The sequence below is a fragment of the Streptococcus sp. ALY_211 genome (genome assembly GCF_058314555.1).
This window is the reverse complement of record NZ_JBZFUN010000001.1, coordinates 12,169-31,550: the sequence shown is the minus strand read 5'-3', so window position 1 is coordinate 31,550 and position 19,382 is coordinate 12,169. Positions and strand designations below refer to the sequence as shown.

Sequence of the window (19,382 nt, the reverse complement as noted above, 5' to 3'; positions counted from 1 at the left end):
AAAAAGAGGAGAACCTATCCTCCCTGACCTTTCATGATAAATTAAGTCCATTTAAAAATAGTTCCCAAACATCGACAACCCCACACCAAGTCCCTTCTCCTGAAAAGAAGGATCATTGAGCTTACGATAAACCAGCTTAAGGAAGTCGGTCAATTCAGACCGAATAGCTAAAGGGCGCAGAGTAACTTCCAGATCCCTGACAATTCTGGGAAGATACTCCCCTTTTTCTAGACTGAGCTTGGCCTCTTCCAAAGCTTTTCGCTCTACAGAAGACATGTCATTTTTCAGAGCTCTTGTAATCAAGGCTAATAACTCCACTTCTTGTGCACTTTTTTTCTTATGTTTTCCTAGAAACACCAAAACTACCTCCAAAACTCATCAGAATTCATAGAGAAGACCACATTATAGCTATCTAATTTCACCTGACTAGACAATCACTCTCTATAAAAGGATTCTCTCGCCAAAGTAAACAATAGGATGTTAGCAATTATCTCTTAAACTTTTCAATCAGCCAGTCTAACCATGAGACAAAAGCCATTAAAAACATTAAGACAAGATAGGTATTCATTAAAGGCTCTTGCTCTATCTTATACAACAAAAAATTTATAATAGCGAATCCTATAAAACCAAATAGATAAATGCGGGCTGATAGACGACTGCTATCCAAACGACCGGGCTTCATTTCAAAAGCTTTTGTCAAAATAAATTCCATCAATAGACAAATAAAAAACACAAATTCAAAAGCAAAAAGATGATCAATAATATCTGTCCCTTTTTGTAAACTTACATATATTTTTATCCCCATAAGCACAAGAAATAAAATAGGTAAAACAGCTGTAATCTTACTTTTATTGAAATCGAAACGAGGTCTTGAACGCTTTTTATCTTTCATCACTTTTATATCTCCCTATTTAAACCAACTATACACTAAATTAGAAACATTCAATACATCTCAATTTATTAGACTGCTAATATCACCATTCAAACTATATTTCTCTTACAAGACTATCTAACAATATAACTGCAATCTGAAATCATTTTAATTTATATCCTAGAAGAATCGACAGATCTAGTAAAAATATAACAATTAAAAAAATTAAATTCATATCAATAAGAGGAATTTTTTCTACGATACTTATAATAGTATTTATAGAAAATACGATAAGCAAGGCGATACCTAGAAAAATCGTAACTCTCTTGATTAAAGTATATTCAGCTGAGCTAGTTTTAGTAGAGGTTATATTAAACAATTTATTAAAACGATCTCTTGTCTTTTTCATCAACTAATCCTCCATTATTCCTTTTCAATCAGTCTCTAACTGTCATATGCTTTAAGTTCATCTGATTGATATTCTTAGTATACCTCAAATATTATCCCGTGCACGGCTATGTCCTGAATGGTTCCTATTTTGCCCTGAATGGTTCTATTTTTTTCAAATTCAACTGGCCATGGCATAAAAATTGTGTTTGACTCAACTCAAAAATAAGGCAGTAGCTTTTAATAGCTACCACCTTACAAAGGTTAATGATTCGATAAAGGTTGTTGGAGATACCTCTGTTCACTGATATTCTACAAGATAAGTAAAGAACCAAACAAGTTAGAGAGAATCTCTTAGACTTGTTCGTTTGATGAGTAGTAACAGTATATGAAAATGGTGCAATGCCAGTAGCTGCAAAAATTTTTCTCTATAGTATTTATTAATAAACTGAACCCTATTACTTATTATTTTTACTTTTCTTTAAGACAAATCTATAAAATAAAGCCGCTAGGATCATAATAGCAGAAATCAGATAAAAGTATTTGCCTCCTAATAATCCACTAGATGCTCCTATTGCGAAGCCTATTAGAAGAGATACAAGCAGTGAATTGTCGTCAGACCGCTTCATGACTATTCCCCCCCTTCACCTTCATTGATATAAAAATTACCACCAGCAAGTACCTGAGTAGGCAAAGTAGCCTCCAGCTGCACCTATGCCTGCACCTGCCAAACCTCCACCAAATGCACCAGCAATTGCTCCTGCTCCAGTCGCTTTTGCTGCCCCTTTCCAACTACATCCACCACCTTCAACAGTAGCTAGAGATTCAGCATCCATAACTTCAAATCTTTCAATCGCTTGAGTTTTCATAATAATACCTCCATATGTAATAAATCTTGATTTAAACACTAATATGTAGTCACCACCAGCATGTACCAGTATATCCTAGGTAGCCTACAGCAGCACCTCCTAGTGCCCCTGCTGGACCCCCACCAGCTCCTAACATACCTCCCATAGCTGTAGCAGCTCCTGCGTCTTTCCAATTACATTTCCCACCTTCAACAGCAGCAAGCTCTTGGTTATCCATAAGTTCAAATTTCTCAATTGTCATTGTAGTCATAATAATCTCCTTTTCAATTTAAAGTTTTTGTCTGCTTGGCCAAGCGACATCTTCAGTATACCTAATTTTTTTGACTGTGCACGCATATGTCCTAAACAGCTTTAATTTCACCCTGAATAGTCAAAATAAATTGCAACTTTGACCGTTCAGGGTGAAAAATCGACCATTCAGGCAATAACCCTCCATTCTTAAAACTTTCTGGCATAATAGAGGCACGTCTAAAAAGAAAGGAAGACCTATGTTTTATAAGTACGTTCCTCAGGTAGATGAGCGAGATTGTGGGGTTGCTGCCTTGGCATCCCTTGCCAAGCATTACGGATCCCACTATTCCCTAGCCCATCTACGAGAGCTAGCCAAAACAGATAGAGAAGGGACGACAGCACTAGGAATCGTCGAAGCTGCCAAAGCTATTGGCTTTGAAACACGCGCCATCCGAGCAGATATGGAGCTCTTTGATCTGGACGATGTCCCTTATCCCTTCATCGCCCATGTCGTCAAGGAAGGCAACCTTCTCCATTATTATGTCGTTTATAAGGCGACTAAAAATCATATCATTATCGGTGATCCTGATCCTAGTGTCAAGATCACCAAAATGTCCAAAAAAGACTTTGAAAAGGAATGGGATGGGGTCGCTATTTTCCTATCGCCTCAGCCTGCTTACAAGCCTCACAAGGATAAGAAAAACGGGCTCTTTAGCCTACTGCCCCTAATCCTCAAGCAAAAAGGCTTGATCGCCCAGATCGTCATCGCCAGCTTATTAGTGACCTTGATCGATATTTTAGGATCCTACTATCTCCAAGGCATTCTGGATACCTATATCCCCAATCAGATGATCTCAACGCTGACCATCGTATCCCTAGGGCTGGTCGTTACCTATATCATCCAGCAGATCATGTCTTTCTCACGTGATTACCTCCTGCAGGTTCTGAGTCAGCGCCTCAGCATTGATGTCATTCTATCCTACATTCGGCATATCTTTAACCTGCCCATGTCCTTCTTTGCCACGAGACGTACCGGAGAGATCACTTCACGCTTCTCAGATGCCAACTCCATCATCGATGCCTTGGCATCAACCATTCTCTCCGTCTTTCTCGACCTGACTGTCCTTATTGTCATTGGTGCAGTCTTGCTCTTGCAAAATGCTAATCTCTTTTTAATGACCCTAGTCTCCATTCCTATCTATACCATCATCATTTTGGCCTTTATGAAACCATTTGAAAAGATGAATAATAATGTCATGGAAGCTAACAGTAAGGTCAGCTCAGCTATCATCGAAGATATCAATGGGATTGAAACCATCAAGTCTCTAACCAGTGAGGAGAACCGCTACCGCCATATCGATAGTGAGTTTGTAGACTACTTGGATAAATCTTTCAGACGTGGCAAGTACGAAGTCTTACAAACCTCTCTCAAAAAGGGAGCACAACTCATCCTCAATGTCGCTATTTTAGGATTTGGAGCCAGCTTGGTCATGTCCAATAAAATCACCATTGGTCAGCTCATCGCTTACAATACCCTGCTCTCTTATTTCACTAATCCCTTAGAAAATATCATCAACCTCCAAACCAAGTTGCAGTCCGCTAGAGTAGCCAATAACCGACTCAACGAAGTCTACTTGGTCTCCTCAGAATTTGAAGGAGAGGCTCTACAAACCGATACTAGATCCTTAGACGGTGATATTGCTCTCTCAGGAGTTTCCTATAAGTATGGCTTTGGACGGCCAACCTTGTCAGATATCGATCTCACCATCAAGCAAGGCTCCAAAATTAGCCTAGTCGGTATCAGTGGCTCTGGTAAGACAACCTTAGCCAAGCTGATTGTCAACTTTTTCCAACCGAGTCAAGGGGAGATCACAATCAACGGCCTCAACAGTCAACACATCGACAAAAAGCTCCTGCGCCAACACATCAACTATCTCCCCCAACAAGCCTATGTCTTCAGCGGAACGATCATGGAGAATTTAACCTTGGGAGCTAATCCCAATATCAGTCAAGAAGACATCCTAAAAGCCTGTGAAATGGCAGAGATCAGACAAGATATTGAGCAAATGTCACTAGGCTATCAGACCGAACTCTCTGATGGTGCAGGTCTCTCTGGCGGACAGAAACAACGGCTAGCCTTAGCACGTGCCCTGCTTACCAAGTCCAAGGTTCTCGTCTTAGACGAAGCAACCAGTGGGCTCGATGTCTTGACAGAAAAGCGAGTCATCGATAACCTCATGGCAATGACAGATAAGACCATTATCTTCGTAGCCCATCGACTGAGCATTTCAGAGCGTACCGATAAGATCGTCGTCCTTGATCAGGGGAAAATCATCGAAACCGGATCGCACCGTGAACTTATCGACGCAGAAGGCTTCTACTATCAACTGCATCATAACTAAAAGGAGGGCAACATGGATCCCAAACTATTTCACAGCACAGAATTTTACAAGCGGCGCTACCAAAATTTTGCAACCTTGAGCATCGTCCCGATCTTACTGTTACTAGTTTTCCTGATAACTTTTTCAGCTTTTGCGACCAAGGAAATTGCTATCTCTTCGGTTGGTGAGCTAACACCGGCAGAACCCATGACCAGCCAGAAACTCCCCGATATCAAAAAAGCTAGGACAGTTGCCCTAACCTACTATGTCGACTCCTCCAACTACAGCAGTGTCAAAAAGGGGCAAACAGTGATCTTTACCCTATCCTCTTCATCCGGTGAGCGAACCATCTTAAAAGGTAAGGTCAAGAGCATCGATCCAAGGCCAAGCAAGCAAAAAGAGACCAACCTTTATCAAGTCACCGCTCATATCCCGATCAAAAAGTCACAAGCCAAACAGCTGGCTTACGGTCTGCAAGGTAGTGTCAGTAACATAACTGAAAAGAAAACGTATTTTAACTATTACAAAGATACAATACTGCATCAACAATGATCTGTCATACTACACCTAATAGAAATAAAGGAGATTATTATGAAAAAGAAACAAACCTTTAACGCCCTTACTGCCTATCCGGAACTGCATACAAGCGACCTAGCCCATGTAAACGGTGGGAAAGGAAGTAGAAGCAGCACGAGTATTATTGAAAAAGTTATAAATATACTTTCTGCAAAAACTCTCAATTATTATCAAGAAAAAGAATAGATCATCTAAAAAGGCCTGTGAATATGCTTCACAGACCTTTTTTAGGTGTTATCTTCTATTGGATCTTCATGACCGATTTCCAAAATCTGGCTAAAATAAGCTGATCTTTGTTGGGTTCTTAAATTGATAGACGGGTCCTTATCGATCAGCTCCTTGACATTTGCCAGCCCCAGTCCACGCCCTTCTCCTTTACCAGACTCGCCAAAATTATATAAACTTTTTAGTTGAGCGATTTGCACCCTATCCGCTACAGAATTGCTAACCATAAGGACGGTCTTAGCCCCATCCTCAAAGTAGGAGACCTGTACAAAGGACTTTTCCGAGCCTTGGGCTGCCTCGATCGCATTGTCCAGCAAAATCCCTAGGATACGCAGAAAATCAGCTAGGGGCATCTGAGGGGCACCGATAGGATTGATGACCTCTGTCCTAAACTCAATCCCCTGACTAGTTGCTTGATTGAGCTTGGTCAGGATGAGACTCTTAATAGCATCATTATCAATCAAAGAAAGATTTCCCATATCAAATTTAGCAGCTTGGAGATCCTCAGCTGATCCCGCTAAAACAGCCTGATAGACCTCTTTGACACCGTCTAGATCGTCCTGATCCAGGCTGTACCTCAAACTGGCTAAAAGATTAGTATAATCATGACGAAAGGTTCTAATCTCTCTGTACAAGGACTCGATGTGATGGTTATATTCCCTTAATTCTTCCTGCTGCCTCTGCTCCTGTAGCTGAAGCTCTTTCTCCAAGATATCATTAATTCGTTGAGTCAAATAGGCTGCAAAAAATATGAAGAAAAATAAGATAATCAGCGAACTGTATTGACGAATTTTGACACCAGATTGTCCATTTAGAATAGCATAACTATCAGATAAGTAACTGAACCATTGGATGCAATAATAGATAAATAATAAAACGGAAGATGTTCTAAATAGAGATACTGAGTCACTCTTTTCCTGAAACTTCTGAAATTGGCCAAAATCTACACTTAACATTCTTAGAAGTAGCTCATTAAATACAAGAGCCACTAAACATTGAAAGAGGATAAGAAAAGTAGAAGCTAAACCATCCTGTGTTCCTATTTGAAATATACCAGGGTAAATCAGACTAAGAATGTTTAAAAAGAAAAAACGCGCAGACATCTCAACCACAACTCTAGCATAGACTACAATAAAACTCTTTAGCCAAAATCCTTGATAATCTTTTTGACTCTTAGAAAACAGCCAATATAGGAAAGATAGATCTATAAAATAATCAAAAAAATATAGATAACGAATAGGAATATATAGAGCTAAGCTAAGACCAAAAAAGATGACCAAAGCCCGGCGTGGATAGCTAACCTTAGTATTCCTCTTTAGGATAAATAAGCTGGTCGCCAGTATCAAGATTCTGGACAGGTAGATCGTTGCAATAACTTCCATATCACTCCTCCTCTACTGCCCCATCTCCAGCTAGCAAGCTAGCAACTGTCTTGAGATTGCGTCGGCTGACACTGCAGCTCTCCCCATTAGGAAAATAGACAAGACCCTTTTTCTTATCCAAACGAGTAATATTTCTGGGATTGATGGCATAGGAACGATGACACTGAACCAGTTCTGTCTTATCGGCGATCTCAGCAATCTTGCCATAAAACTCCATGTAGTCATGCTTGGCATGAAGGGTGACTTTATGAGATCCTGTCGACGTTTCAACAAAATAGATCTCTCGGTAGGGCAGCTGAACCCGACTCATCTTGTTTTCAAACGTAAAAATATCCTCACTTTTAAGGCTGAGATTAGCCTTGGCATAATCCAAAGTATCAAAGATCTTTTGCCTATAGATACTGTCATTTAGGTTTTTATCAATAAAATCCAAGGCTGAGACCTGATACTGAAAAGTTAAGGGCATAAACTCTGAATGAGTGGTCACAAAGACGATGACTGCTTGGGAATCAACCTTTCGGATGGCTTTAGCGACCTCCAACCCCTTTCTCGTCTCTTCCTTAATCTCAATATCCAGAAAAAAGACTTGATGGCTCCCCTTGCCAGCTATCGCTGCTAACAACTGATCTGACTTCCCATGAACCTCCAGCTTATAAGGCGTATCGGTCTCATGACTATAACCTTTGATAGCTTCTTCGAGTCGGGCTTGCTGCTGAAAATCATCTTCCAATACATATATATCAAGCATAATTTTTTCCTCTATAAGTACCATACTTAGGATTTTCTATCACTAATCCCCATACTATCATACTAACAAATGAAAATATCAGTTTCATAAAGGCTAAGCAACAGTTTGATAACATCTCAACCGACTAAAGAACCTCCTAAGACTGGACTCACAAAAAGGCTGAGACAAAAGTCTCAGCCTCTTTGCAACAACAATGCTAAAAGCAAGATTACAACAGCCTAATCAGCTTCCTGCTCTAAGAGTTCTTTGAGATAGGTGGCTAAATGCTCATGAGCAAAAATTTGTGCTTTTTCTTCGGCAGTCGGATTATAGTTGGTATTGGTATTAACGTCATAGACATAGATCTCCCCTGCGTCGGATTGAACCCACTCGATAGCAGCCACATCAATACCAGCTAGGTTTAGGAAGGCTTCATAAGCCTCTTTTTGCGCTTGAGGGAGCGGTGAAGTAATTTCAAATTTCTCAGACGTTTCTAACTGCTCAGGACCCTGATCGATTTGGCACTCATCGGCAGGGCAGAGCTGAAAGCCATCTGATGAATCGATTGAAACGGTATATAAGAAAGAACGGTTGATAAACTCTGAACGCCGAATACGGCCATCTGCTGGTTTGATGTATTCCTGCAAAAGTGTAATACCATCTACGGAAGGCTCAAAAGCAGGACTATCGACATAGGCCTTAAGCTCAGCTTCATTGTTAAATAGTTGCACACCCAGACCCTTACCAGCTCGATTATGCTTAGTGATCAAAGGATAGTGATTTAAGGCTCTAGCCCCCTTAATAATATTATCCCTACCCAAGACGGCTACTGTCTTAGGAGAGGCAATCCCTGACTCCTTGAGCTTGAGATACTGCTTGACCTTACTGACTTCAAGATTAATCGCTCCCAGACCATTAACCACCGTGCACCCATGAGATTCCAACCAGGTCAAGACCTGCTCAGTATACTCTGGTGCATACCGATGCCCACGTGTATGGGAGGAAGCTGACATGCGATTGTAGAAAACACCTTCTGGTGGCGCACTCTGCAGGTCTAAAATCCCTGCCGAGAGATCCCATAGTTCATAAGGGACGTCTTTTTCTTCCAGCCATTTCACCAAATGATTAGTCCATTCTAGATTTTCATGAATCACATAAACTTTTTTAACCATAATTTGTTACTCCTTTTGATACACTTTCTTGGTCCAAGTATGAATGGCCTTGTCCATGACCCCACTTTTCAATAACACTGACAGCTAAAGATTGTCCCAAAACATTCAGGGCAGTACGACCGGCATTGACAAAAACATCAACAGCAAAGATAAGGGCGACACCTTCAAGCGGCAAGCCCAGCTGAGGAGCTGCAGCCAATAAAACGACGATAGCACCTGAGGGAATAGTGGCAGCCGTCTTACCAATCAGGGTCAAGAGCAAGACCGTAAAGAGAAGACCTGAAAAAGATAAGGAAACATCATAAGCATTAGCGATGAAGATCGTAGCCATAGCAAAATAGACAGCTGCACCTTCCAGATTAAAGGAATAGCCCAGAGGAACAACAAAGTCCGTCACTGTCCTATCATGTCCATTTTCCTTGAGATTTTTTAAGAGCGATGGCAATACAACACTTGAGCTCCCCGAGACAAAAGCCAAAGTGATCAGCTCCCGAATCTGTCTGATAGACTTAAGATAGGGCACATGAAAGATAAGGGCAATCACAGGAAAAATAATCAAAATCAAGGCGGCATAAGCCACATAAGTGCCTAAGACAAACTGTCCCAAGCCAATGAGCTTATCAAGCCCCGTCGTAGCTGCATCCTTAGCGATAAAGCCAAAAATACCTATAGGGGAGAGCTTGACGATCACGCCCACGACCTGATAAATGGCCTCTACCCAAGTATTCAGCGGTTTGGTAAAGGTAGCGCTCTTATCAGGACCTAACTTCCCTATCCCATAGCCTAGGAAAATAGCAAATACAATGATAGGCAACAAGTTGCCCTTAGCCATGGCCTCTATGATATTAGAAGGAATAAAGCCAAGAAAGAACTCATCCCACTTGATAGTCGTCGCCAAACCCTTGATACTAGCCCCTGACTGACCAATATCTGCTGCTTTCCCAAAACCAAGATAATAACTACTGACCACAAAAATAAAGGTAATAGCTGTGGTCACTAAGAAAAAGTAAACAATAGACTGAGTCAGCAGCTTCCCAAAAGACTGTTGGCTAATAATATTAGCCACAGCAAGAACAATCAAGGGAAAAACCAGGGGAATAATAATCATATTGATGAGGTTGAGAAATCCTTGCCCCAACAAGTTATAAAAACTGAGCCAGTCAGGCAAGACACTGCCGGCAATTCCCCCTAGAATCAAGGCCAAAAGTAATTGAACACTTAAGTTTAAGCGAAGTAATGGGCGAAAAATAGTCATCTGATCCCTCCTTACTGATTGAAAGATAGCCTCATTCTATCACAGCCCTAAAACTCCTACTAATCTATATTTTTTATTCTAGGGTATCAATAAAATTAATACCCCTTTAAACATCTGCTAGCATTCAGGGAAAAATTTTGACCGTCTAGGACATTTTCCCCATCTTCCCCATCAATTACATTTTTTTGGCATAATAATGCTAAAATAGTGAAAAATGGGAGGTACTAACATGCAAACACTTGGAAATATCATCTGGTTTATCTGCTCAGGTTTTTGGGCTTGGTTGGGATGGAGCTTAGCCGGCATTATACTATGTATCACCATAATCGGGATTCCACTAGGGTTGCAGTGCTTCAAAATCGGCAACTTCGGCCTCTTTCCCTTCGGCAAACAAATCCAAGCCGGAACCGATATCGGAAGCCTTCTCCTCAATATCCTATGGATTCTTCTCTTTGGTTGGGAATTAGCTCTGATGCACCTAGGCTCAGCACTGCTTCTTTGTCTCACGATTATTGGCATCCCTTTTGCCCTGCAATCCATCAAAATGGCCTTTATCAGCCTCTTCCCTTTTGGTGCAAAAATTTATCAAGTCTATTAAACTGACAGCGTAGCAATCAAAATACAGAATTTACCTTGATTTGAAAAAATACAAAAGAGAAGACGAAGTTCGTCTCCTCAAAGTAACTCTAACGATAGGCATAGTAATAACATACCAAGGGTAGGCAAATCTTATTACTTCAATTCATCAGGATCTACAAATAAAGTAACTTCTCCAGTCTTGTGATCAACTCTAGCTTTAACCTCAATCCCTTTTTTTATCATCTTACTAGAAGGATTGACATCAAGCCTTAGTCGAATGACTTCATCCGTTTTTCCCGATCCACTAGTTAGAGTTCTGAATATTTCTTCCATGATTAATTAACTACCTAATTTGATAGTAATAAGACTACACCAACAAAACGACCATGAGAGCCGATATATCAGCATTCACTAATGAGTATTTCTCAAAAGTAACTTCAAAAACTTCCACGTAACTATCCTTTACCTAGAACTCTTCTCTATCAAAGAGAGTCACTGTCAGTAAAATATAAAGCAAAGAATAAGCAAAAATGGCAACTATGAGCTGAACCGTAGATAAATGCGTTACAGCACTCATCGAGTGATCAATCAGCTGGCCTTTCAGATTCAAGAGATTAAAGGGATTCCATTTTAAAAAAGAAATTTTACCAATCAGACTTGCTAGGAACCCCCCAATCAAACTAACCAACAAATAATACAAAATACAGATTGAAGCTGGCATAGCCGGACTCTTAAATATCACTGACAATAAGATCGCTAGCAGTATAATCATCATGTTTTCGATTAGCGAGCCCAAAATCCACAGAATAGTAGCCTCTCTAATTGAAGCTGTGAAGTAATGCGTAAATAATACGTTAGATACTATATAATTAATAATCCCCAGCATGACATAGGAAGCAACTATTACAATAAGGAGAGCAATAATCTTGGAATAGATCAAGTAGGCTCTTTTTTTATAGCGATAAACTCTATTCTTTAAAACACCACTTTGGAACTCCATACAGACACTTGTAATGCTGATAAGTACCAGCGCAATCGGCAACCATTGTAATATCGAAAAATAGTTCTGAATCATAAATCTAGGATCAAAATATCCTGTAGATAATTTCGTCAGGACCACCATCATCACATAAAACAGGGCTAACATAGGGAACAGAACCCTTGTTATTTTTTGTCGCCATATTTTTATTAAATCATCTTTAATGAGTTGTATCATGATTATAAATTATCTCCATTACTCTCTCTTCTGCAGTCACTTTATCTATTGTCAAATTGACTATTTCCACATCTATGCTCTTTAACTTATTAATCAATTGTGCCAATTCCTTCGAATCTTGAAAACTATAAAAAATAGTTTTTTCTTTCTCGCTGATTTTTTGGATAAATTGATGGTTCATCACCCTTAACTCTTCTGTCATTTCCTGATAGATAATAGACACATTGAGGTTAGACTTAATATCAGACATTGAGAAACTATTCAGTGTCTGTCCCTGCGAAATGACAACGATCCGATGGCAGACCTTTTCTAACTCGCTAATGATATGGCTAGAAATTAGAAAAGATACGCCCTTATTAGAGTACTCTTTAATGATTTTCCGGAACTGTATCACCGAATAAGGATCTAAGCCATTTGTCGGTTCATCTAAAATAACCAGCTTTTCACTTCCCAAAATCGCAAGAATAATGCCCAGCTTTTGCTTCATTCCTAAAGAATACTCACTGACCCTCTTGGTCATGGCTTCTTGCATCCCCAAGACAGATAATAAGTGGGCTAATTCATTTTGATCATACCCAGAATTTAATAGTTGAATATTCTCTAAGCCAGATAAAAATGGATAAAAGCTTGGATTCTCAATCAAAGAGCCAACTCCCTCCATGGGAAAATAATTTTTTCCATGATAAGAAACACCATCAAACCTGACATCTCCACCACTAATGTGACTCAGACCTAGGATACATTTCATCGTTGTCGTTTTACCGGCCCCATTAGGTCCTACGAATCCAACGATCTCTCCTGACTGCACCTTTAGATCTACTGATTTTATAATAGCCTTACCTTTAATTTTTTTGCTCAGCTGATCAATTCTCAAAATCTCCGTCAAAATGTCACCTCGCTACCTTATTTGCTTTAATATACCTATATCTTCTTTGCTACTGTCAACTTCATCTATTTACAATATCCCATTAAATTACATACATATAAACAATATCATTTTAAAAGATATTGTTCAAAAATTCGCAAATCTGATTTTTTTTTTCTTTTTTTCACATTTGCGAATTTTCTATTTCACTTACATTTGATAGTAAAATGAACATGGAAGGAGGTTGATATCTACTATGCTCAAACGATTAGCATCACTTACTTTATGTCTACCGATCGCACTATTGCCATTATTACTATAAAAATAAATAATAAAGATACTCTACTTTTTGTTCATAATCTAATAATAGTCATTAAGTACTAACTTTCAAACATACTCCCATATACTTGATACAAAAAATCGCCCTGGATTTTATCCAGAGCGATTTTATTTATTCCTGACTTTATACTATTCTTTTTCTAACAGAAGCTGTTCCAAATTCATTCTTAAAAACATGACAAGTGTAGGATTGTCCAGCTGCTCAATCAGACTAATATAGTCTTCAATATCAGACAAGCTAACACCCTCTCCAGTCAAATAATCCATCACTTTCTTTAAAAAATTTAATAAAATTCTTGCAAACATATCTTGATAGGTCAGCATCTTCTCAAGAATTTCAACAAAATAGGAAGCATGATAAAGTTTACGATGCTCAATCAAGATCAGAATAAGATTAATCAAAACCAGTTCAGAGCGTTTCTTGTGTTCAGGAAGCTCCCGATACAATTTATCTCTCTCCACGAAAGCCTTACCTAGAAAGACCAAATCATCATCAGATAAAATAAATAAAGTGTTGCCAAAAAGATAGAGCTCATACTCTGTCCATTCCTCAATCGCATACAAATAGGAGGTTAGCAGTTCTTTTTCTTCATTTGTAATTTCAAAGTCAGAATCCAAACTATGAATAATGGCTTTAATTATTAATTGATTAAGATTATTATAAACATCGTAAGATTCTGTAGGCTGATAATCATTTAAAATCTGCTTAAGTCCCTCAGTATCCTTTTGAGCCTGAAGCTCTACCATTCTTTTACCAATTTTGAAAAAATCACTCTCTTGATATTGCGTTAAAGCATAACTAAACTCTGAAAAAGTCATATGGATCCCCTGAATAGCCAAAATAAGCTTATCAGCTGCCAGCATGGTCTGACCATTTTCAAACTTGGACAACTGAGAAACCGATAGATTATCACGAGCAATATCCTTCAGCTTAAGGCCTCTAGCCATCCGTAGTTCTTTATAAAGCTCACCTAGTTCCAGTGATTTCCCTAACATCACAAATCTCCTTAACTAACATTTTAATGTCGTTATCGGCTGACATATCTCCGCCCTATTGTAAAAGCATCATTAACATCACGTTACCAAATTCATTATACTAGATTTTTGGCTTTCAGATTACCTATGTCCTGAACGGTCCTTATTTCACCCTGAACGGTCATTTTTTAATAAAAAAACTGCCCCCCAAATTCGACCTGCTCTCGAGCGTCAGACAAAAATCTAACTCTTGGGAAGGCAGGACAAAACTGGAAGCAGTTTAAGTAGACTAAAGTCCCAACTCAGAATAAGGGCTGCGATAGCCGACTTGCAAGACCTGATGATCCTTGACCAGCAAGGGTCTCTTAATCAGCATGCCATCGCTGGCTAATAATTCTAAGGCTTGATCTACAGTTAGCTGGTCAAACGTATCCTTGAGTCCTAGCTGACGATAGCTGTTGCCGCTAGTGTTAAAGAGCTGCTTGAGCTTAATATCGGAGTGGTCCAAGAGCTCACGCAGAATCTCTACCTGAGGTGGATTTTGCTTGATATCGATAGCCTCATAGTCAACTCCCAACTCATCTAGTTCTTTTTTTGCCCGCTGACAAGTCGTGCATTTAGGGTACTGATAAAATGTATACATATCTAAGTCTTCCTCTCTAATCTATTTCGATCCCATATCCTTCATGAGCCAAGAGCCAGGACTTTCGCTCTAAGCCTGCGGCATAACCCCCCAATTCTCCCTGACTTCCCAAGACTCGGTGACAGGGAATAAAAATAAGCAAGGGATTGTGCCCAACCGCCTGACCGACGGCCTGAGCTGATCCACAAGACAGGTTTTCAGCCAGCTGACCATAGCTGATCGTCTGCCCCATAGGAATCTGTAACAGGGCTTGCCAGACTGATCGCTGAAACTCTGTCCCCTTAGGACTCAGTGCTAGATCCTCAGGCAGAGCTTGATTGGAAAAATAAGCCTCCAGCCAAGCCCTAGCCTTAGCCAAAACCGGATGGCAGTCCTCATCATCAGCCGCCAGATAAATAAGGCCCAAAGGCGAAGGGTAAATTGTCCTAGCTATCATAGCTCGCCACTGCGCCACTTTTCATTGATCTTTGGACTACCATCTGCATTGAGCAAGGGTACTAAATGACCGGCCGTAAGAAGGTACTCGACCCCTGTCTCACGATCAATAAGGAGTGTTTGATTCAAAGCGCCAACAGATCCTTCTGGTATAAAATTAATAACAACAAACCGATTATGCAACTCTTGTTTGTATGTTTTTTTAAATGTCTTATCCATCATTTATCTCCTAACTAAATTTTCTCTTATCAGTATAACAAAGAGAGTGAATTTTGTCGTTCACTCCCTGATCTCATTTGTCTAAGGTGATTAAGCGCACGCGCACAATGTTATCGCTAGCTTCAAACTGAGTGACTAAAGCATCGATCTTTTGACGATCGGTCTCATCGAGGTCAAGAATGGTATAGGCATAGTCCCCTTTCGACCGATTGAGAATGTTATCAATATTGATAGACAAGTCAGATACAGCTGTCGATATCTTAGCGACAATATTAGGAACATTCTGATTGATCAAAGTAATCCGGTAGGGGGCATCTTGTACCTGATGCATATTAGGAAAGTTGACAGAGTTGGTGATCTCACCTGTCTCCATAAACTGGCGGATCTCCTGACTAGCCATAATAGCACAGTTCAGCTCTGCCTCCTCAGTAGATCCCCCTACGTGAGGAAAGACTGTGATCTTGTCCTTATTTAGCAAGTCCTCACTACCAAAGTCTGTAATGTAGCGCTTCACCACACCTGCCTCTATTGCCTCAAAGAGATCCTGATGGTTGACCAATTCCCCACGAGCAAAGTTAATAATAGTCGTCCCTTTTTTCATCAGGGCAAAACTAGCAGCATTAAAGGTTTCACGTGTGCTATCTGTCAGCGGGACATGAATCGTAATGTAGTCCGCATTGGCAAAGATTTCCTTGATATCCTCAACACGCCGAACATGGTGGGAAATATTCCAAGCGGTATCAATAGAGACATAAGGATCGTAACCCAAGACCTTCATCCCTAGACGATGAGCATCGTTGGCAATACGCCCACCAATAGCACCCAAACCGATGACACCGAGCGTTTTCCCACGGATTTCACTGCCAGCAAACTGCTTTTTGCCCGCCTCTATCTGCTTGGCGACATCAGCACCAGATAAAGTATTGACCCAGGCATTAGCTGAGAGATAATCCCTGGCTGACATCAAAATAGACGCTTCCACCGCTTCTTTGACAGCGTTAGCATTGGCACCCGGTGTATTAAAGACAACAATCCCTGCCGCTGTCGCTTCTTCGATGGGAATATTATTAGTCCCTGCTCCGGCTCGAGCAATAGCCTTGAGCTGGCTTGGAAACTCTTGACCATGCAGATCCTGACTGCGAATAATGTAGGCATCTGGATTTTCAGACAAATCACCATCGATCTGAAACTGATTGCCCAATTCTTTTAGACCGTCTGGATTAATATTATTATAGGTTTTAACACTATAGATCATAGCAGTCCTCCCTTTTTGATAGATTAAAATGCACTGGACTCATCCACCTCTTGATAGAGACTCTGTTCAGCCCGTCTCTTAATTTTCTGATAGGCTAGGCGTTCTCCTTCGTAAACGACCTTGCCGCAGTACTGGTAACCAAGTTTTTCAAGAATATGACGCATGGCCAAATTTTTCTCGTGCGTATCACAGCGAAAATCAGGGCCATCATGTCCCTCGATCAAACCCTGCAAAAAGGTCTGAGCAAGCCCCTTTCCTCTAGCCTTGGAGGCTATTGACACTCGATGAAAGGTGACATAGCGGTAATGATTATGCAGCCACTTGCCATCATAGATACCATCATAAGCTGGCTCATGGCCATCAATAACAGCCGCATAACCAAGTAGCTCATCATCTTCATAAACTACCCAGCCATACCCCTGCAGGATATCCTCAAAAATCGTATCCCGATCGGGATACTGACCCTGCCATTGATCACTCCCTGATTCTGCCAGAAAAGCTCTAGCTTCTTCAATAATCGTCATAATACGATCAATCTCATTTGGAAATGCTTGACGAATCTCCATGACGCACAGCCTCCTATCTCATGAATGTGCTTGTTCAAATGCTACCATAAAATCAATGAGATCGAGAACACCTTGGCGTGGAAAAGCATTGTAGAGACTAGCTCTCATACCGCCAACACTGCGATGCCCCTTGATGTTTTTAAAGCCCAAAGCCTCTGCTTGAGCTACAAACTCAGCATCCAAGTCCTTACTTGGCGTGACAAAGGGGATATTGGTCACCGAACGCTCAGCCTTATGTTTAACAGGACTGCGATAAAAGTCGGATCGATCAATAGCATCGTAGAGAAGGGCTGACTTCTCACGGTTGATCTCAGCCATCTTGTCCACACCGCCGATCGTGTTTTTGACCCACTCAAATACCAACTTTGAAATATAGATATTGTAAGCAGGTGGTGTATTGTAGAGAGATTGGGCATCTGCCTGAATCCGATAATCCAGCATAGCAGATAATTGAGGTTGGTCATTGAGAAAATCCTCTCTGACGATAACCACGGTCACCCCTGCTGGGCCAATATTTTTTTGTGCACCAGCATAGATCAAGGCAAAATCTTCAACATTATAGCGAGCCGCCAAAATATTAGAAGACATATCAGCTACAATAGGCACACCATTGGTATCCGGTAACTCATAGATAGAGGTCCCCTCGATCGTATTGTTGGTCGTAAGGTGGACATAAGCCGCATCTTTATCGATACTGGCTGGATCAAAGTCAGGAATATGATCATAGACCGTCTCTTCTGAAGAAGCTAAGAGAATAGGGTCAAAAGGAATAGTCTTGGATAATTTCACAGCCTCATTGTAGGCTTTCTTACCCCAAGAACCACCAACTAAATAATAAGCCTTCTTACCCTGAGCAAGATTGAGCGGTACCATGGTGAATTGCAGGGAAGCCCCTCCCTGCAAGAACAGCACCTTGTAATGATCAGGAATAGCCATCAAATCTCGCAAGAGGCTTTCAGCATCTTTAATAATCTTGTCGAATTCTGGAGAGCGATGGGACATTTCTAGCACGGACATTCCGGAACCTTGATAATCAAGCAGCTCATCACGTGCTTGTTCCAAAACTGGTTTAGGTAGAGTAGCAGGTCCTGCTGAGAAATTGTAAACAGTCATAACGATACCTCCAAAATTTAATGAGACCATTATAGCAATAATTATCTGAATTTTACATATTTTCCAATAGAAAACCTTTTACTTTTGCAAGATTCACGAACATTGCAGCAGAATCAATAAAAAATGATCTGACAACCTTAACTAGAAGAGCTTTTCCTAAAACTCAAAAAAGAGAGTAGGACGCCATCAACAAACCGTAATGAAGTCTCACTCTCACTCCTTTTCTTTAGCTATCAATCAATCTCATGGTAACGATTATAGACATCTTGGCGATTCATGCCATACTGCTTAGCAACGGCCTTAATGGCTTGATTGGGCTTATTGCCTGCAGCTATTCGCTTAGCCACCTCAGCCTTAATGTCGATGGACTCATCGGGGCCAGATAAAGACACTTCCCCTGCACCATCGACAATTAAGAGGCATTCCCCCTTAAGCGGATATTCTGAAATATGTTTTAACACTTCCGAAATCAAGCCACGCTGATATTCCTCATAAAGCTTGGTCAGCTCACGAACTAAGACCACTTGACGATCCCCATAAACAGACAGCATATTAGTCAGCGTATCAGCCACACGGTAGGGTGATTCATAAAAAATTTGTGTCTCTGGATAGGGCTTTTTCTCCTCAAAGAAACTGATCTGTTGCCCTTTTTTTCGGGGTAAGAACCCATAAAAAACATGGGGTTGGGGAGATAAGCCACTAGCAATCAAGGCAGTGATACCAGCAGATGCCCCAGGCAGAGGGACCACTGGCACCTCGGCTTGGATAGCAGCCCTAACCAAATCATGACCAGGGTCAGAAATACTGGGCATCCCTGCATCAGAGACCTGAGCTAAAGATTTTCCCTCACGCAGCAGATCGATAAGTCCTGGAATCTTATCATGGGCATTATGCTCATGGAAAGAAATCTGTCTAGTCTCAATCTCAAAATGTTTCAACAAGATCCCTGTATTTCTGGTATCTTCTGCGCAGATAAAGTCCACCTCTTTCAAGGTTTTGATCGCACGAAAAGTCATGTCTTCCAGGTTACCAATGGGAGTCGGTACCAAAAAAAGGATCCCAGTTGACTGGTACTCTTTAAAACTTCTTTGCAGCTTCATG

The 19,382-nt window shown here is 40.6% G+C and carries 24 protein-coding genes; 4 read left to right on the top strand and 20 right to left on the bottom strand.

Annotated elements, in window-relative coordinates:
- Nucleotides 1-51: 51 nt before the first annotated feature.
- From AC4HAJ_RS00180 to AC4HAJ_RS00160, 5 genes are all read right to left on the bottom strand, one after another.
- Entirely contained in the window at nucleotides 52-357 is a 306-nt protein-coding gene (locus AC4HAJ_RS00180) for a bacteriocin immunity family protein (RefSeq protein WP_491078137.1), read from the bottom strand.
- A gap of 130 nt (nucleotides 358-487) precedes the next feature.
- Nucleotides 488-892: a hypothetical protein gene (locus AC4HAJ_RS00175; protein ID WP_491078136.1), complete on the bottom strand. Its 405-nt coding sequence runs from the start codon at nucleotides 890-892 to the stop codon at nucleotides 488-490.
- Nucleotides 893-1,034: 142 nt separating this feature from the next.
- Nucleotides 1,035-1,280, bottom strand: coding sequence for a hypothetical protein (locus tag AC4HAJ_RS00170; protein ID WP_491078135.1), 246 nt, complete (start codon nucleotides 1,278-1,280; stop codon nucleotides 1,035-1,037).
- A 643-nt stretch (nucleotides 1,281-1,923) separates the two neighbouring features.
- Nucleotides 1,924-2,127: a Blp family class II bacteriocin gene (locus AC4HAJ_RS00165; protein ID WP_491078134.1), complete on the bottom strand. Its 204-nt coding sequence runs from the start codon at nucleotides 2,125-2,127 to the stop codon at nucleotides 1,924-1,926.
- A 49-nt stretch (nucleotides 2,128-2,176) separates the two neighbouring features.
- Nucleotides 2,177-2,377, bottom strand: coding sequence for a Blp family class II bacteriocin (locus AC4HAJ_RS00160; RefSeq protein ID WP_491078133.1), 201 nt, complete (start codon nucleotides 2,375-2,377; stop codon nucleotides 2,177-2,179).
- Between the two features lie 238 nt (nucleotides 2,378-2,615).
- Here AC4HAJ_RS00160 and AC4HAJ_RS00155 point away from each other — a divergent pair, with 238 nt between their 5' ends.
- The 3 genes from AC4HAJ_RS00155 to AC4HAJ_RS00145 are packed head-to-tail and all read left to right on the top strand — an operon-like array spanning nucleotide 2,616 to nucleotide 5,501.
- Entirely contained in the window at nucleotides 2,616-4,760 is a 2,145-nt protein-coding gene (locus AC4HAJ_RS00155) for a peptide cleavage/export ABC transporter (protein WP_491078132.1), read from the top strand.
- Nucleotides 4,761-4,772: 12 nt separating this feature from the next.
- The gene (locus tag AC4HAJ_RS00150) at nucleotides 4,773-5,291 is read left to right on the top strand and encodes a hypothetical protein (RefSeq protein ID WP_491078131.1); all 519 of its coding nucleotides are present in this window, start codon (nucleotides 4,773-4,775) and stop codon (nucleotides 5,289-5,291) included.
- 39 nt (nucleotides 5,292-5,330) lie between these two features.
- Nucleotides 5,331-5,501, top strand: a complete 171-nt coding sequence (locus tag AC4HAJ_RS00145; RefSeq protein ID WP_491078130.1) for a hypothetical protein — start codon at nucleotides 5,331-5,333, stop codon at nucleotides 5,499-5,501.
- Nucleotides 5,502-5,542: 41 nt separating this feature from the next.
- On the opposite strand, the gene AC4HAJ_RS00140 is transcribed toward AC4HAJ_RS00145, so the two are convergent.
- The 4 genes from AC4HAJ_RS00140 to AC4HAJ_RS00125 form a co-directional block, all read right to left on the bottom strand.
- The gene (locus AC4HAJ_RS00140) at nucleotides 5,543-6,922 is read right to left on the bottom strand and encodes a sensor histidine kinase (RefSeq protein WP_491078129.1); all 1,380 of its coding nucleotides are present in this window, start codon (nucleotides 6,920-6,922) and stop codon (nucleotides 5,543-5,545) included.
- 1 nt (nucleotide 6,923) lies between these two features.
- Nucleotides 6,924-7,670 carry a response regulator transcription factor gene (locus AC4HAJ_RS00135; RefSeq protein ID WP_491078128.1) on the bottom strand — a complete coding sequence of 249 codons (747 nt, stop codon included), beginning with the start codon at nucleotides 7,668-7,670 and terminating at the stop codon, nucleotides 6,924-6,926.
- Between the two features lie 218 nt (nucleotides 7,671-7,888).
- The gene (locus tag AC4HAJ_RS00130) at nucleotides 7,889-8,824 is read right to left on the bottom strand and encodes an ATP-grasp domain-containing protein (RefSeq protein WP_491078470.1); all 936 of its coding nucleotides are present in this window, start codon (nucleotides 8,822-8,824) and stop codon (nucleotides 7,889-7,891) included.
- Complete coding sequence (locus AC4HAJ_RS00125) at nucleotides 8,814-10,076, bottom strand: dicarboxylate/amino acid:cation symporter (protein WP_491078127.1); 1,263 nt, start codon at nucleotides 10,074-10,076, stop codon at nucleotides 8,814-8,816. Before AC4HAJ_RS00125 ends, AC4HAJ_RS00130 begins: the two co-directional genes overlap by 11 nt.
- Nucleotides 10,077-10,305: 229 nt before the next feature.
- Here AC4HAJ_RS00125 and AC4HAJ_RS00120 point away from each other — a divergent pair, with 229 nt between their 5' ends.
- A complete protein-coding gene (locus AC4HAJ_RS00120; protein ID WP_491078126.1) occupies nucleotides 10,306-10,674 on the top strand; it encodes a YccF domain-containing protein in 369 nt (122 codons plus the stop codon).
- A gap of 134 nt (nucleotides 10,675-10,808) precedes the next feature.
- Here AC4HAJ_RS00120 and AC4HAJ_RS00115 read toward each other — a convergent pair whose 3' ends face one another.
- From AC4HAJ_RS00115 to rsmI, 11 genes are all read right to left on the bottom strand, one after another.
- On the bottom strand, nucleotides 10,809-10,988 hold the full coding sequence (locus AC4HAJ_RS00115) for a hypothetical protein (RefSeq protein ID WP_491078125.1): 180 nt from the start codon (nucleotides 10,986-10,988) through the stop codon (nucleotides 10,809-10,811).
- Nucleotides 10,989-11,121: 133 nt separating this feature from the next.
- On the bottom strand, nucleotides 11,122-11,871 hold the full coding sequence (locus tag AC4HAJ_RS00110; protein WP_491078124.1) for a DUF2705 family protein: 750 nt from the start codon (nucleotides 11,869-11,871) through the stop codon (nucleotides 11,122-11,124).
- The gene (locus AC4HAJ_RS00105) at nucleotides 11,855-12,757 is read right to left on the bottom strand and encodes an ABC transporter ATP-binding protein (protein WP_491078123.1); all 903 of its coding nucleotides are present in this window, start codon (nucleotides 12,755-12,757) and stop codon (nucleotides 11,855-11,857) included. The genes AC4HAJ_RS00110 and AC4HAJ_RS00105 overlap by 17 nt, the downstream gene beginning before the upstream one ends.
- A 447-nt stretch (nucleotides 12,758-13,204) precedes the next feature.
- Nucleotides 13,205-14,071, bottom strand: a complete 867-nt coding sequence (locus AC4HAJ_RS00100) for an Rgg/GadR/MutR family transcriptional regulator (RefSeq protein ID WP_491078122.1) — start codon at nucleotides 14,069-14,071, stop codon at nucleotides 13,205-13,207.
- Between the two features lie 268 nt (nucleotides 14,072-14,339).
- Nucleotides 14,340-14,693, bottom strand: a complete 354-nt coding sequence (locus AC4HAJ_RS00095) for an arsenate reductase family protein (protein ID WP_491078121.1) — start codon at nucleotides 14,691-14,693, stop codon at nucleotides 14,340-14,342.
- A 16-nt stretch (nucleotides 14,694-14,709) separates the two neighbouring features.
- Nucleotides 14,710-15,129 carry a methylated-DNA--[protein]-cysteine S-methyltransferase gene (locus AC4HAJ_RS00090; protein WP_491078120.1) on the bottom strand — a complete coding sequence of 140 codons (420 nt, stop codon included), beginning with the start codon at nucleotides 15,127-15,129 and terminating at the stop codon, nucleotides 14,710-14,712.
- Nucleotides 15,126-15,347, bottom strand: coding sequence for a DUF6440 family protein (locus tag AC4HAJ_RS00085; protein WP_491078119.1), 222 nt, complete (start codon nucleotides 15,345-15,347; stop codon nucleotides 15,126-15,128). The genes AC4HAJ_RS00090 and AC4HAJ_RS00085 overlap by 4 nt, the downstream gene beginning before the upstream one ends.
- A gap of 73 nt (nucleotides 15,348-15,420) precedes the next feature.
- On the bottom strand, nucleotides 15,421-16,602 hold the full coding sequence (locus tag AC4HAJ_RS00080) for a 3-phosphoglycerate dehydrogenase family protein (RefSeq protein WP_491078118.1): 1,182 nt from the start codon (nucleotides 16,600-16,602) through the stop codon (nucleotides 15,421-15,423).
- 23 nt (nucleotides 16,603-16,625) lie between these two features.
- Nucleotides 16,626-17,168, bottom strand: a complete 543-nt coding sequence (locus AC4HAJ_RS00075; protein WP_491078117.1) for a GNAT family N-acetyltransferase — start codon at nucleotides 17,166-17,168, stop codon at nucleotides 16,626-16,628.
- 18 nt (nucleotides 17,169-17,186) lie between these two features.
- The gene (gene serC, locus AC4HAJ_RS00070; RefSeq protein ID WP_491078116.1) at nucleotides 17,187-18,281 is read right to left on the bottom strand and encodes a 3-phosphoserine/phosphohydroxythreonine transaminase; all 1,095 of its coding nucleotides are present in this window, start codon (nucleotides 18,279-18,281) and stop codon (nucleotides 17,187-17,189) included.
- Between the two features lie 233 nt (nucleotides 18,282-18,514).
- Nucleotides 18,515-19,381 (bottom strand): 16S rRNA (cytidine(1402)-2'-O)-methyltransferase, encoded by an 867-nt coding sequence (gene rsmI / locus AC4HAJ_RS00065; RefSeq protein WP_491078115.1) that lies wholly within the window; start codon nucleotides 19,379-19,381, stop codon nucleotides 18,515-18,517.
- Nucleotide 19,382: the final 1 nt, after the last annotated feature.